At 58.8% G+C, this 12,827-nt stretch carries 14 protein-coding genes and 1 pseudogene; 8 read left to right on the top strand and 7 right to left on the bottom strand.

Annotation, left to right across the window (positions count from 1 at the left end; translation table 11 throughout):
- The first annotated feature begins 118 nt into the window (after window positions 1-118).
- Window positions 119-814 (top strand): tRNA (adenine(22)-N(1))-methyltransferase, encoded by a 696-nt coding sequence (locus tag V3W27_RS13740; RefSeq protein WP_330206827.1) that lies wholly within the window; start codon window positions 119-121, stop codon window positions 812-814.
- 72 nt (window positions 815-886) lie between these two features.
- Window positions 887-1,366 (top strand): MerR family transcriptional regulator, encoded by a 480-nt coding sequence (locus V3W27_RS13735; protein WP_330206826.1) that lies wholly within the window; start codon window positions 887-889, stop codon window positions 1,364-1,366.
- Between the two features lie 15 nt (window positions 1,367-1,381).
- On the opposite strand, the gene V3W27_RS13730 is transcribed toward V3W27_RS13735, so the two are convergent.
- Together V3W27_RS13730 and V3W27_RS13725 are read right to left on the bottom strand one after the other, a co-directional pair.
- The gene (locus V3W27_RS13730) at window positions 1,382-2,386 is read right to left on the bottom strand and encodes an acetoacetate decarboxylase (ADC) (RefSeq protein ID WP_330206825.1); all 1,005 of its coding nucleotides are present in this window, start codon (window positions 2,384-2,386) and stop codon (window positions 1,382-1,384) included.
- Between the two features lie 37 nt (window positions 2,387-2,423).
- Window positions 2,424-3,215, bottom strand: coding sequence for a type 1 glutamine amidotransferase domain-containing protein (locus V3W27_RS13725; RefSeq protein WP_330206824.1), 792 nt, complete (start codon window positions 3,213-3,215; stop codon window positions 2,424-2,426).
- A gap of 194 nt (window positions 3,216-3,409) precedes the next feature.
- Here V3W27_RS13725 and V3W27_RS13720 point away from each other — a divergent pair, with 194 nt between their 5' ends.
- The 3 genes from V3W27_RS13720 to V3W27_RS13710 all read left to right on the top strand — a co-directional run bounded on the left by V3W27_RS13720 (window position 3,410) and on the right by V3W27_RS13710 (window position 6,414).
- Window positions 3,410-4,489, top strand: coding sequence for a saccharopine dehydrogenase family protein (locus V3W27_RS13720; protein WP_330206823.1), 1,080 nt, complete (start codon window positions 3,410-3,412; stop codon window positions 4,487-4,489).
- A 74-nt stretch (window positions 4,490-4,563) separates the two neighbouring features.
- Entirely contained in the window at window positions 4,564-5,796 is a 1,233-nt protein-coding gene (locus V3W27_RS13715; RefSeq protein WP_330206822.1) for an NADH:flavin oxidoreductase/NADH oxidase family protein, read from the top strand.
- 183 nt (window positions 5,797-5,979) lie between these two features.
- Window positions 5,980-6,414, top strand: coding sequence for a GFA family protein (locus V3W27_RS13710; protein ID WP_330206821.1), 435 nt, complete (start codon window positions 5,980-5,982; stop codon window positions 6,412-6,414).
- 19 nt (window positions 6,415-6,433) lie between these two features.
- Here V3W27_RS13710 and V3W27_RS13705 read toward each other — a convergent pair.
- Window positions 6,434-6,520 (bottom strand): annotated as a pseudogene (locus V3W27_RS13705) (DUF1993 family protein); the annotation flags it as partial.
- Window positions 6,521-6,561: 41 nt separating this feature from the next.
- Window positions 6,562-6,954, bottom strand: a complete 393-nt coding sequence (locus V3W27_RS13700; RefSeq protein ID WP_041074696.1) for a MerR family transcriptional regulator — start codon at window positions 6,952-6,954, stop codon at window positions 6,562-6,564.
- Between the two features lie 74 nt (window positions 6,955-7,028).
- Here V3W27_RS13700 and V3W27_RS13695 point away from each other — a divergent pair, with 74 nt between their 5' ends.
- Window positions 7,029-8,108, top strand: a complete 1,080-nt coding sequence (locus V3W27_RS13695; protein WP_247268672.1) for an SDR family oxidoreductase — start codon at window positions 7,029-7,031, stop codon at window positions 8,106-8,108.
- A 145-nt stretch (window positions 8,109-8,253) separates the two neighbouring features.
- On the opposite strand, the gene V3W27_RS13690 is transcribed toward V3W27_RS13695, so the two are convergent.
- The gene (locus tag V3W27_RS13690) at window positions 8,254-9,375 is read right to left on the bottom strand and encodes an SMP-30/gluconolactonase/LRE family protein (RefSeq protein ID WP_330206820.1); all 1,122 of its coding nucleotides are present in this window, start codon (window positions 9,373-9,375) and stop codon (window positions 8,254-8,256) included.
- Window positions 9,376-9,490: 115 nt separating this feature from the next.
- Window positions 9,491-10,525, bottom strand: a complete 1,035-nt coding sequence (locus V3W27_RS13685; protein WP_330206819.1) for an NAD(P)/FAD-dependent oxidoreductase — start codon at window positions 10,523-10,525, stop codon at window positions 9,491-9,493.
- A gap of 136 nt (window positions 10,526-10,661) precedes the next feature.
- On the opposite strand from V3W27_RS13685, the gene V3W27_RS13680 reads away from it, so the two are divergent.
- Together V3W27_RS13680 and V3W27_RS13675 are read left to right on the top strand one after the other, a co-directional pair.
- A complete protein-coding gene (locus V3W27_RS13680; protein ID WP_330206818.1) occupies window positions 10,662-11,777 on the top strand; it encodes a saccharopine dehydrogenase family protein in 1,116 nt (371 codons plus the stop codon).
- Window positions 11,778-11,779: 2 nt separating this feature from the next.
- Window positions 11,780-12,268 carry a DUF2269 family protein gene (locus tag V3W27_RS13675; RefSeq protein WP_330206817.1) on the top strand — a complete coding sequence of 163 codons (489 nt, stop codon included), beginning with the start codon at window positions 11,780-11,782 and terminating at the stop codon, window positions 12,266-12,268.
- Window positions 12,269-12,276: 8 nt separating this feature from the next.
- Here the strand turns inward: V3W27_RS13675 and V3W27_RS13670 are convergent, their stop codons facing one another.
- The gene (locus tag V3W27_RS13670) at window positions 12,277-12,729 is read right to left on the bottom strand and encodes a thiol-disulfide oxidoreductase DCC family protein (RefSeq protein ID WP_183785223.1); all 453 of its coding nucleotides are present in this window, start codon (window positions 12,727-12,729) and stop codon (window positions 12,277-12,279) included.
- Between the last annotated feature and the right edge of the window lie 98 nt (window positions 12,730-12,827).

Genomic DNA, 12,827 nt, shown 5'->3' with positions numbered 1-12,827 from the left:
TGGTCACACCAACGCAGTAAGGCGCTTGCCCGGATTTGAAATACCCACCATTGCCCGCTAGAGTCGCGCCCCTTGTCCGGCCAGCAGCGCCGGCGATGGCTGGGGAAGAGGGCGGCAGTTGAACGAACACACATTGTCCATGCGACTGGAGCGGGTGGCGGCGCATGTACCGGCCGGCGCGCGTTTGGCGGATATCGGCTCGGATCACGGCTATCTGCCGGTGGCCCTGATGCGCCGTGGCACCATCGTTGCGGCGGTGGCCGGCGAGGTGGCGCTGACGCCGTTCCATGCCGCGGTGCGCACGGTGTGCGACAACGAACTGCAGCAGCACATCCGCGTGCGTCTGGCCAGTGGCCTGGCGGCGATCGAGCCTGATGACGGAATCACCGCGATCAGCCTCTGCGGCATGGGCGGCGAGACGATTCGCGACATTCTCGACAGCGGCAAGGCGCGCCTGCGCGGGCACGAACGACTGATCCTGCAACCCAACGGCGGCGAGCAACCCCTGCGCCAATGGCTGATGGACAACGGCTACCGCATCCTCGATGAGGAAGTGCTGCAGGAAAACCGTTTCTTCTACGAAATCATCGTCGCCGAGCGCGGCGCACCGCTGAGCTACAGCGCCGAACAGTTGTACTTCGGCCCGTTGCTGATGCAGACGCGCAGCCCGGCATTCATCGCCAAATGGCAGCGCTTGTTAAGGCAGAAACAGAAAACCCTTAACAGTCTCAAACAGGCGCGCCAGGCTGTGCCCGAGGAGAAGCTGGAAGAGGTTGCGCGGCAGGTGCAGTGGATGACTGAGTTGCTGGCGTGATTTGCCGTGTTGGCTGTTGCACTCCTTCAGGTTTAAAGTCAGCTTAAAGGTTAACGTGCTGCGGAGTCGGACATGAGAATTGGTGAACTGGCAAAAATCAGCGGACTGGCGCCATCGCGTATCCGCTTCTACGAAGCGAGCGGATTGATCACTTCGGTCGCGCGCAAAGCCAATGGCTATCGCGATTACGCCCCCGACACACAGTGGGTGTTGCATATCATCACCGGCGCGCAGGCGGCAGGTTTCTCCCTGGAGGAAATCCGTCAGTTGATGCCGATGAATGCCAGCGGCTGGCAGCATGACCAGTTGCTCAGTGGCTTGAAGCAAAAGGTCGAAGAAATCGAGGTGCTGCAGCAACGGCTGGCGCAGAACAAGGAACAACTACTGCTGGTCATCAAGGGGATCGAGGGCAAACCTGCGGGGATGGCGTGTGCGGACAATGCGCAGAGGCTGATCCAACGGCTGTGCGAAGAAGGCGTGGCTTCTGCGCCCGACAAGCAGCCAGCAGCTGCGGCAAGAAAAGCAAACGCCCGTCAGGCATCCAGAGTCTGACGGGCGTTACAGCCTTCAGCGATTGCCAACCAGCGTGGCAAGCGGTTTTGGCGCATAGAGCGCACTCTGGAACTCAGGGACATATTCGTACTTGAGCATTTTCCCCAGCTTCAAGTCGCGCAAGTAGTTCGACAGGCTGCCATCGCCCAGTGTCAGCGTGGCGGCATCCGCGTCCCGGCTGGAACCGTGGCTGAGTTGGCGCGACACCGCGTAGCCATAGGCCAGTTGGCCCTGGTGATCAAGGTTGGTAAAGCTGCTGGTGACGATATCCTCATCGCGCGACAGTTTGTCGAGCTTCTTCGCAGTGAAGGACACGTCCGGTTTGCCGGTCTGGCTGTCACTGATCTCATAGATCACGGATTGCCCGTTTTCTTTGCGATCAATGCCGGTCAGCCACTTCGGCAGGTTGTAACCGACGACTCCGCGCACCCGCGCCAGCTCGGTATTGACCGGCAACTTGAGCACATAACCCCAGAAATCTTCTGACATCGACTGGCCAATCAACGTGAGCGGGCCCAGGTTGGCTTTGCCGGGTTTGTTGGTGATGATCGACACGGCAACTTCGTTATAGGCGTCGTTATCGCAATGCTCGTAGGTGTACGCAGTGAATGCGATCAAGCCACGTCCTGGCCAGACTTGCAGCGGTTGCACGGTGGCCAGTATTTCGGGCGGCATCAACGCCCGGAGCCGGTCGAGGTCGGCGGTATAGATCGCCGTGACACGACTGTTCTGGTAGTAGAAGTTTGGGGAATAGGACTCGAAGCCAATGTCGACCTTGTGCTTTTCCAGTCCTTTGAACCAGCTTAAATCAACGCCCGGGACTTCGGCGGCAATCACCCACAACGGCGGATTGGAGCGAAAGCGGTCATAGAGGCCACCCTTGACGACGGGTACTGAATGGCCGGCAATATCGATGGTGGTGGTCTCGGTCAGGTCGGACATTTCAGGTGTCTCCGCCAACGCAGCGTTGGCAAAAGTGGTGATCAGCAATCCTGTTAAAACGGCGCTTGCGAGTTTCAATCGGACTTTCTCCGGTGGGTAGGCACTACAAAAAGATTTAGCGCGTTCGTTCGTCGGCGTTGAGCACCGCCATCACGGCTTCAGCCACGGCTTTGGGTGATTGAGGGTTCTGCCCGGTCACCAGTCTTCCATCGGTAATGGCAAATGAAGTGAACGGCAGCCAGCCCTTGCGGTAGTGCGCGCCCTGGCTCACCAAGCGGTCCTCAAGAAAGAATGGCACCTGATTTTTCATGCCCGAGAGCAGCTCTTCGCGGTCAGAGAAACCGGTGATGTTTCGGTTCTTGATGATCAATTGGCCTTGGCTGTCCTTCAGATCCAGCAGACCCGCTACGCCATGGCACACGGCCGACACGAGGCCGCCCTGGTTGTAGATGGTTTCGGCGACACGGCGCAGGTCAGGGTTGTCGGGAAAGTCCCACATGACGCCATGGCCCCCGGTGAAGTAGATGACGCCGAAGCGGGACGGATCGACCTCGGCGATCGGCAGCGTATTGGCCAGGCGCGCGCGGAACGCAGGGGACTGCAAGTGCTCCCGCGCAGCCTTGTCCATGTACAACCAGCCCAGACTGCGTTCGTCCAGAGGCACCGCGCCACCCTTGGGGCTGGCAAACACAGTGGTGTAGCCGGCGGCTTCCACCACATCGGTGAAGTGGGTCAGCTCGGTCAGCCACAACCCGGTGGTATCGGTTCGAGAGGGATAACTGGCGTGATTGGTCATGATCACCAGGATCTGGCGATCCTTGATAGCCGCCGACTCAGCATTTGCAAACGTCATGAAAGCACCACCTATCAATAACAGGGCAGAGGAAACAAGGGTCTTGAGCATCATCCGGGCTCCATCGAGCAAGCAGGTCGGCGCATGCTCACCTTAAACCTCACTTCAAGGTCAACCCCGCTGCTGCGAATAATTTGCGTCGATGCCATCGGACTTTTGCTTGACCCTCAACCTGACTTTAACGCTAGCGTCTGACGCTGATTGGGCAAGGCAATAACGCCGGTCATCAATCCACTCAGGAGCCACGCATGAGTCAGCAAGACCTACCGGATACACCGATGAAATGGATGATTTATGGCGCCAACGGCTATACCGGCGAACTGATCGCTCGCGATGCCGTCAGGCGTGGACTCAGGCCGGTGTTGGCCGGACGTAGCCGCGACAAGGTCGAAGCGTTGGCCCGGGAGCTGGGTCTCGAAGCCCGAGTATTCGGTCTGGATGACCCTGCGCGGTTGCTGGCGCAGATCAAGGAGCACGGATTGATTCTGCATTGCGCGGGGCCGTTTTCCGCAACCGCCGCGCCGATGATCGAAGCCTGCCTGCGAGCCGGCGCACACTATCTGGACATCACTGGCGAGATTGCCGTATTCGAACATGCGCAGTCTCTGAATGAGCGGGCGCGGGCAGCGGGGTCAGTCATCTGCCCCGGCGTCGGCTTCGATGTAGTCCCGACCGACTGCGTTGCCGCCGCCCTGAAAGACGCGCTGCCGGATGCGACGCATCTGGCGCTGGGCTTCGATTCACGTTCGAGCTTTTCACCCGGCACTGCCAAGACTTCAATCGAAGGCCTGGCGCAGGGTGGCAAGGTCCGACGTGACGGCAAGATTGTTTCCGTGCCGCTGGCCTATCGGGTACGGCGTATCGATTTCGGTGCCGGGGAGAAGCTGGCGATGACCATCCCTTGGGGCGATGTGTCCACCGCCTGGCACACCACCGGCATCGCCAATATCGAGGTGTTCATACCGGGTTCGGCGGGGATGATTCGCGGCGCCAGGCTCGCCAACTGGATTCGTCCGTTGCTGGGACTGTCGTTTGTGCAGCGGCTGCTCAAGGCGCGCATCGGCAAGACAGTGACCGGCCCGGATCAGGCAAAACGTGCTGACCAAGGCACCTATGTGTGGGGCGAGGCCCGCAATGCGCGCGGTGAAAGCAAAGTCGCCCGCGTGCACACCGCGAACGTTTACAGCCTGACGATCGACGCTGCGTTGGCGGTGGTTGGCTATCTGTTGCAGACACGTCCGCCCGGCGGTGCCTACACACCTGCGCGGTTGTTGGGCGCGGATCTGGTGACGCACTTGCCTGGGTCGAGCGAAATCAACATTGAATGACCTTGAAAAAAGTCGTTGACCTTCAAGTTCACTTCAATCTTATGGTGGCCTCATCTCCAGTTGAGGACTGCCCCATGAATGTGTTCGACGCCCTGACCTTACCCAACGGTTCAACCATCAAGAACCGCATCGCCAAAGCCGCCATGGAAGAAAACATGGCGGACGCCGACCAGGCGCCCTCTGCAGAACTGATGCGTCTGTATCAGGCATGGGCCGACGGTGGTGCCGGGCTGATCATCACCGGCAACGTGATGGTCGATGGCCGCGCCATGACCGGGCCGGGCGGCGTGGTGCTGCAGGATGATCAGCAACTCGACAAGTTCAAGCGCTGGGCGCGGATCGGCCGTTCTGCTGGTGCGCAGTTCTGGTTGCAGATCAATCATCCGGGGCGCCAGATGCAGTCCAACCTCGGGCAGAAAACCTGGGCGCCGTCAGCGGTGCCGCTGGAGCTGGGCAAACTGTCCAAGCGTTTCGCCACGCCGCACGCCATGACCGCCAGTGTGATTGAGGACGTCATTCAGCGTTTTGCGCACACCGCACGCCTCGGTGAACAGGCCGGCTTCACTGGGGTGGAAATCCACGCCGCTCATGGCTATCTGTTGAGCCAGTTTCTCTCGCCACTGACCAATCAAAGGACGGACGAGTGGGGCGGCTCTCTGCAGAACCGCGCGCGGTTGTTGGTCGAGATCGTCAAGGCGGTCAGGGCGGTGGTTTCTGCAGAGTTTGCCGTAGCGGTCAAACTCAATTCCGCCGATTTCCAGCGCGGCGGATTCACCGCTGACGATGCGAAAAAGGTCGTTGAACTGCTCAACGATCTGGGCGTGGATCTGGTGGAACTGTCCGGTGGCAGCTACGAAGTTCCGGCCATGCAAGGTGAGGCGCGCGATGGTCGCACGTTGGCTCGCGAGGCCTATTTCGTCGAATTTGCCCGGGACCTGCAGACCGTTGCCAAAATGCCAGTGATGGTCACCGGCGGCATCCGCCGTCGTCCGGTTGCCGAAAGCGTCGTGCACAGTGGCGTGGACATGGTCGGCATCGGTACTGCGTTGGCCATCGATCCGTACCTGCCGCGTGACTGGCTGCAGGGCAAGGACAACGCCCCGCAATTGCCGCCGATCACCTGGAAAAACAAGGCCATCGCCGCCCTGGCGAACATGGCGGTGGTGAAGTTTCAGCTGGGTAAACTCAGTCGGGCGCAAAAGCCTGATCCGGGGGTGTCACCGTTACGCGCGCTGATTTTGCAGCAGATCGCCATGGCGTTTCGCACTCGGCAATATCGGCGCTGGGTGGAAAAGCGTTCGGCGTGAGTCGCAAGGCATTTCAATCTTGACGTTGGCGGACGTTCTGACGAGAGCCCGCCAAGTCAACCGATGGCAAACTGTGGGCGCAGTTTTCTTATTTCGGGCCAAGGTCATACGGTCGCAGATCGCTAGAATGCGGTTTTGAAACTTCAGTATGGATGCGCAAGCGCTCGTCCAAAGGAGATATCCGTGATAACAGGGCAGTGTCTTTGCGCTGCAGTACGCTACTCCCTCACAGTGGAACCGCGCTTTTTCTATCGCTGCCACTGCTCACTGTGCCGCAAACAAACCGGTGTCGGGTTCAACCTCGCTACTCTGGTCAGCGCTCGGGACTTTCGTTGGGACGCAGGGCAGGACTCGATCAGCAGTTGGGTCAAACCCAGCGGTTACAGGAATGATTTCTGCGCACAATGCGGCTCGACTTTGCCCAACCCGCTTCGCGGATCACCTTACGTGTGGATTCCGCTCGGACTGCTCGATGAGGATCTGAGCATGGAATGCGTTGGCGATTTCTGTGTGGACGATGCCATGTCATGGGATACGCAGCGTTCAACGCAGAGTTATCACGGGGCGGTGGAGTCACTGGCGTTTCTTCTGCAAAAACTCCGGGTCAATCCTGATTGACCCGAAGCTCGCGCTGCAATTACTTCCTTAGATACGCAAACATGTGCTGCACATAATCCGCCTTGCCCAGCGGCACACCGTTGTGGCGCAGGATGTTGCAGGCAGAACACTTTGCGCAGGAGTCTCCCCATGGCATTTGCCGTAGGCTCAATGATTGGCAGCGTCGCTCAACTGTTGAAGCTCAAGTTGCCTGGCAGCACTCGCTTCGAGGGTCGCACGCTCTACATCCAGATACCGATGAATGCTTTGGAGGTTGGCAATTTTCTGTTTGATTTCGGCCATCTTCTTTTCAATCAGCTTTGCACCATCAGCACAATCGATCAGCTTGTTGCGCTGCGCATCCAGAATCTCGCCTATTTCCCCCAAGGAAAATCCCATGCTTTGCGCGCGCTGGATAAAGTCCAGATCCTGCAGGGTTTGCTCGGTATAGACACGATAATTGTTGGTTTGCCGCAGCGGTGAGATCAGGCCGATCTGCTCGTAGTAACGCAACGTATGACGGCTGGCGCCGCTGCGAGCCTCGAGTTCGCCGATTTTCATGAAAACACCGCTTGACTGTAGAGTTGGGTCGATACTTTACGCTTGATTTCTCACCTTCAACAAGGAGCAGGGAAATGAGCGTGGAGTGCTTTGTCACGGGGGGAACCGGCTTCATCGGTCAACATTTGCTGGCGAACCTGAGTGCAAAAGGTCACACCCTTCGGGTGTTGATGCGTCGCCCGGAGCGGCTGGCTGCGTTGCGCGAGCAAGTTGATAGTTTAGGCGGGTGCGCGACACGGGTATTTGCCGTGGCTGGCGATCTGGAACAGGACAATCTCGGGCTGAGCCTGGCTGATCAGGAGGTGCTGAGGCGCGCCAGCGTCATATTCCATCTGGGCGCTCACTTCGCATGGGGGCTTTCGATGGAGCAGTCTCGTGCGGTGAATGTGGAGGGGGCAAAGCGTGTGGCGCGGTTGGCGGCTGAGCAAAAAAGCCGTTTAGTGATGATCGGCGGCTACATGCTGAACAATCATGAACATCTGCAACGCATCGGCATTGATCCTCGTCAGCCGGAGTTGACGAACTGGCCCGCCGTCTACCGGCGTGTCGGTGGTTACGAGGCAAGCAAGCTGGAGGCGCATTTTGCGACCCAGCAGGTCATGTCCGCCAAGGGTGGTGAGATGACCGTTGTCCACCCTGCGACGGTCTGTGGCCACAGCCGCACCGGGCATATCGTTGACGGTCAGCCGCTGGTGGCGCTGATACGCAACCTGGTGCAGGGCAAGCTGACTGCAGTGCCCGGTACCGCCGAGCACTGGCTGCCACTGGTCACCGTGGATTATCTGGTCGAACTGGTGGCTGTTTGTGCTTTTGATCCTGCCATGGTGGGCGAGGAACTGCTGGCGCTTGATGATCAAACGCCAAACTTGCGAGAACTCCTGGCACAGGTGGCTAAACCTTTGGGCTTGAAGTCTCCCAAACATCACATTTCACTCCGACTGCTGAAGTGGCTACTGAGTATTCCTCCGGTCGCGTGGTTTTTGAATACAAAACCCGAAGCCTTGGACTTTATCCAGACCACTCGTTTCAACACCGCGGCGGTCGAGCAATTTGCCAACAGGCATGGAATAGCCAAACCGGATATACGTCAGGCTTTGCAGCACACGGCAACGTTCGTCAACGCGTATTGCATAGCCAAGGGCCAGGCACTCTGACGTCTCCCTTGGGCGGCGCCGTCGATACAGGGCGGCATGCTATCGAACGATAATTCAGCGACAAGGATCGTCACCGCGCAGCCTCGTATGCGCGGCAAGATCTTGTTTCGCTACTCACGGAACTGTCGCGAGACCGGCGTCGCTTTTACAACGCAAACGTAGTCCCACGCGTATTTACAAACAACGAGTAGATCGAGTGACTACTGGCCATGAACAGTCGATTGCCTTCGCGCCCGCCGAAGCACAGGTTCGGGCAGCGCTCTGGCAGCGAGATGTGCCCGATGGCCTTGCCCTGCGAGTTGAAAACACGCACGCCGTCGAGTTTTTCCAGGTCGGCCTTGGGATCACCATTACCGCCCCAGCCGCACCACAGGTTGCCCGCTTCGTCGCACTTGATGCCGTCAATCGCGGCATAGTCCAAGCCTTCGATGTGCTTGCGGCGTTCACCCAGGGTGCCGTCGTCTTTCACCGCAATCGCCCAGATCAAGCGATTGGGCTTGGCGCGACCTTCGACGACATACAGGGTCTTTTCATCGGGAGAAAAGCACAGGCCGTTGGGGCCGTTGAGGTCGTCGATTACCCGAGTGACTTTTTGGCTCTCACCGTCGATGCGGTACACGGCGTGGGGTTGGGTCGGGGTGACTTTGTGGCCTTCGTAGTTGTTGCCGGTCTGGAATGGCGGATCGGTGAACCAGATCGAGCCATCACTTTTGCAGACAATGTCGTTGGGAGAGTTGAAGGGCTTGCCGTCGAAACTGTCGGCCAGCACGGTGATCGTGCCATTGTGTTCGGTGCGCGTGATGCGGCGCCCTTCGCCAGTGGTGGTGGAGCCTTCGCAAACGATCAGACGCCCTTGTCGATCCCGGCACATGCCGTTGGAGAAGTTTGAGTGTTCGCGGTACACCGTGAAGGAGTCGGTGATTTCGTCCCAGCGCATGATGCGATTATTGGGGATGTCGCTGACCAACAGATAGCGGCCATCACCGACCCACACCGGTCCTTCGGCCCAGCGCATGCCGGTAGCGAGCTTTTCAACACTGGCGTTGAAAACGCGTAGCTCCAGGAAACTGTCGTCGAGGATATGAATCAGTGGATCAGGGTAGCGCTGACTCAAGGGTTCGGCGGCATCGGAGAAGCGGGGCAGTGCGGCGCTGCCGACAGTGGCGAGCGTGGCGGAAACAGCGAGCGACTTTTTCAGGAAACTGCGGCGGGTATTGCCTTTCGCTTGGTCAAGGCTTTGAGGCTTGGCGGACAGGAATGAGTCCATGTAGCGATCTCCGTGGTTTTATTTTTGTTGAGGAGACGTAGTAATGCCCTGTGATAAGACATCGTACAAGATGGCATGCCGTTGCCAGCGCTGCATTTTATCGCGGTTGAACTGCTCAAAACGCTGATTGGAATCGATCTGGCCGACACGGCGCTAACGCGGTCGCAAAGCCTCCCCCGACGATCTCCTCGGCCACCAGTCGTCCTACGACTGCCGCCAATGTCACGCCCGGATGCATGACGCAAACATAGGCACCGCTGAGGTTCGGCAGATAGCCAATGACTGGAATGCCATCGACCGGCATTGGCCTGAGGCCGACGCACGCCAGCTCAGGCTCTATGGAAGTCACTCCATGCAGTTCGTGCTGGATGGCTTTGGCCGTTCTCTGCGCGATAGCTAGCGCGCTGTTTTGCGGTGCCTCATCTATATAGTCTTCCGCAGCGAGCATCCTGCCGTCGGTGTCTTGCCTGATTTCCATCTCGGAGCTGGAAATAATGGTGTTCACCCGATGCGGTTGGGTTTTGTAACGGATGAATATTGCGGGTGAGGCGTCGATGGGCAGGGTGACGTTCAGTTGATCCACCAACAGCGGGGTGGCGGTTCCGGCTGCCAGTACGACAACGTCGGCATCGTGCTTGCCCGTCGCAGTGATCACGCCGCTGACGATACCGTCCAGAATCTGCAAACCGAGCACTGGCGTCTGGGTGAGCAGAGTCGCTCCTTGCGCCTGCGCACCTGCAATCAAGGCCCGCGTTGCCTGCACGGCATCCAGCGCGCCTTCTTCGGCGGCAAAGAACGCCCGTTCTGGAGGATGTTTGAGGTTGGGTTCAAGCTCGAGAATCTGCGCGCTATATATAGAAGGCGCTTGAAACCGGCCGTCGCCGTAAGACAGCGCACCGGTCCAGCGCACCTTTAGCCCCGGCAGCTCGGATTCGAGTCGGCGGTATTCTGCGATGGCCGCTGCGCGCAACGGCGCAATGGAATCCGGTCCGCCGTGCGAAGTGTTGATCCAGGCGAAGGAGCGGCCCGTCACACCGGACGCAATCTCACCGGCCTCGACCATTATGACGTGTGCACCTTTCGCGGCGAGATGATACGCAACTGACGCGCCGACGATTCCCGCGCCGATGACGATGATTCGTTTACTCATATCAACCTCCGTTGTCGAGGCGCTGACGTTACTACATCGCCGTCCTTTGACGCAGGCTTGCCTGGCCCGGTGATATCAGGGAAGCTGCGCCGAATCCGGTTACGGGTCAGTTGTTGAATTGTTCAGGGAAGCGTTGATGGCACTCAGGGTGTTGGTGATTGGCGGGTATGGAAACTTTGGCAGTATCGTTTGTCGGCATCTGATCGACATGCCGGGCGTCGAACTGGCGATCTCGGGGCGCGATCCGCAGAAGCTGGAGCGCAAGGTCGCTGAGTTGGGGGCGAGCTGCGAGCGCTGGTGTGGTGATGCGATGGGCGCCGGTTTCACCGCTGCTCTGCGCGCAATGAATATTCAACTGGTGATTCACACGGGCGGCCCGTTTCAGGGGCAATCCTATGCAGTGGCCGAAAGCTGCATCGAGGCGGGCGTCAATTATTGCGATCTGGCGGACAGCCGGACGTTCGTCAATGGCATCGGCACACTCGATGCACGGGCGAGGGAGGCCGGTGTCGCCATCCTCAGTGGTTGCAGTTCGGTGCCGACGCTGTCGTCGGCGATCATCGATGAGCAGCGCCATCACTTCAAACGCATCGACTCGATCGAGCACGGCATTTCCTCGTCAGCGAAAATGCCGGGGTTGTCGACGATCGAGGGTGTACTGGCGTATGCGGGCAAACCGATCCGCCAACTGCGCAATGGTCAAGTGCATGAGGTGATGGGCTGGGAAGACCTGACCCTGCGCAAGCTGCAGAACCTGGGCACTCGTGCGCTGGCCAATGTTGATGTGCCGGACATGGACATCTTTGCCAGCCGGTTTGGTGCGCACACATTGAGTTTCAAGGCAGGCGCTGGCCTCAAGCTCGGCGGCGTAGCCAATTATCTGTTTGCGCTGGCGATGAGGAAAGGGCTGGTGCGTGACCACAGGGTGTGGGCGGCCCGGTTGCATCGCTGGGGGACATGGTTTGAGCGTTTCGGTGATGGCAAAAGTGCAATGTATATAGATGTGCGAGGTGTCGGTTTGAACGACCAGCCGTTGTCGATGATGGCGCAACTGACCGCGCTGAATGACAAGGGGCCGGAGATCCCTAGTTGTGCTGCCGTCGCTCTGGCCGCGAAGATCGCTCGAGGTTACTTGCCCGAACCGGGGGCTCGTCCATGTGTTGGTGAGATCAGCGTCGACGAATACTTGGCAGCGATCAACGATCCGCAGAATCTTGGCCTGTCCGTGATTTTCTCTGACGGGATGCGTTGAGCATGCTTTATCTGAGCGTGAAGTACGTGCATGTCATCGCTGCGATTTTCCTCTTTGGCTTCGGCATGGGTTCCTATCTGTACCTGATCGCCGCCAGTCGCACGGCCAATCCGCAAGTGATTGCGCATGTGGCGAGAATGGTCGTGCGCTATGACGCCTGGATCACCACGCCGGCAGGCTTCATCCAGATCGCGACGGGTTATTGGCTGACAAGGTTTTCCGGGTTGCCCTTGACCACGGACTGGGTGCTGATGTCGTTGATTATGTTCTTTATAGTGGGCTCGCTTTGGCTGCCGGTGCTGTTGCTACAGAAACGTTTGCTGTGGATGGCGGCGGACGCGGTGCAATGTGGCGCAAGGCTTGATGCTGATTACCGGGCTGTTTATCGGCAGTGGTTCTGGATGGGCGTTTGCGGGTTTCTCGGGATGTTCGTGATTGTCTTGATGATGGTGACGAAGATGACGCCGGGGCAGTGGCTGCAGTTGATGTAGCTGAGCATTCACATTGGCGACTTGAGAAAGCGTCGTTCGTGATCGGGGTCGGGTAACAGGCAGGTGTCGTACTTGCCGAAGATCCAATAGCGATTCAGTGCGACGCGGTCGTAGGCCCAATCTCTAAGTGCTCGTGGGAAAACTCGCAGAAGCCTGACCAGCGACCATCGAGCCGGCAGTTGTGCAATCACTTCGAAGAACGCATCGGAGCGCACCCAGTAATGCTGGTCGCGGATCACCGCCATAGTGTCGAATTCGTCCACCGGGAGACCGGCCCATGCCAGCAAGGCCTGACCTTCTGGCGATTGCACTGCCGCCAGGCGCACTCGCTGTTTGTTGTCGTGGCGAATCAGAAAACGCGCCCAGCCGTTGCATAGCTTGCAGACGCCGTCGAACAGCACCACGGTCTCGCCTGGATTGAGCAGGGGCGCTGGGGTAGGGCGTATTCGGGAGCCGGGCAAGGGCCGGGATCCAGGAAGTTGGGCTGTCATTGTGAGGCATCATCCGAAGGCGTTGTTTTAGGCGATGGACCGTATGCTGCGTATCTGTTGACGGTGCG

This window comes from Pseudomonas sp. AM14(2022) (assembly GCF_036346455.1).
GTDB lineage: Bacteria > Pseudomonadota > Gammaproteobacteria > Pseudomonadales > Pseudomonadaceae > Aquipseudomonas > Aquipseudomonas putida_A.
This window is presented reverse-complemented; position numbering and strand designations above follow the sequence as displayed.

What these genes read in the sequence shown, in the direction of transcription:
- V3W27_RS13690 (WP_330206820.1), bottom strand. Translation starts at nt 9,375, where the DNA reads ATGGACTCATTCCTGTCCGCCAAGCCTCAAAGCCTTGACCAAGCGAAA.
- V3W27_RS13735 (WP_330206826.1), top strand. Translation starts at nt 887, where the DNA reads ATGAGAATTGGTGAACTGGCAAAAATCAGCGGACTGGCGCCATCGCGT.
- V3W27_RS13720 (WP_330206823.1), top strand. Translation starts at nt 3,410, where the DNA reads ATGAGTCAGCAAGACCTACCGGATACACCGATGAAATGGATGATTTAT.
- V3W27_RS13680 (WP_330206818.1), top strand. Translation starts at nt 10,662, where the DNA reads ATGGCACTCAGGGTGTTGGTGATTGGCGGGTATGGAAACTTTGGCAGT.
- V3W27_RS13675 (WP_330206817.1), top strand. Translation starts at nt 11,780, where the DNA reads ATGCTTTATCTGAGCGTGAAGTACGTGCATGTCATCGCTGCGATTTTC.
- V3W27_RS13725 (WP_330206824.1), bottom strand. Translation starts at nt 3,215, where the DNA reads ATGATGCTCAAGACCCTTGTTTCCTCTGCCCTGTTATTGATAGGTGGT.
- V3W27_RS13700 (WP_041074696.1), bottom strand. Translation starts at nt 6,954, where the DNA reads ATGAAAATCGGCGAACTCGAGGCTCGCAGCGGCGCCAGCCGTCATACG.
- V3W27_RS13695 (WP_247268672.1), top strand. Translation starts at nt 7,029, where the DNA reads ATGAGCGTGGAGTGCTTTGTCACGGGGGGAACCGGCTTCATCGGTCAA.
- V3W27_RS13715 (WP_330206822.1), top strand. Translation starts at nt 4,564, where the DNA reads ATGAATGTGTTCGACGCCCTGACCTTACCCAACGGTTCAACCATCAAG.
- V3W27_RS13685 (WP_330206819.1), bottom strand. Translation starts at nt 10,525, where the DNA reads ATGAGTAAACGAATCATCGTCATCGGCGCGGGAATCGTCGGCGCGTCA.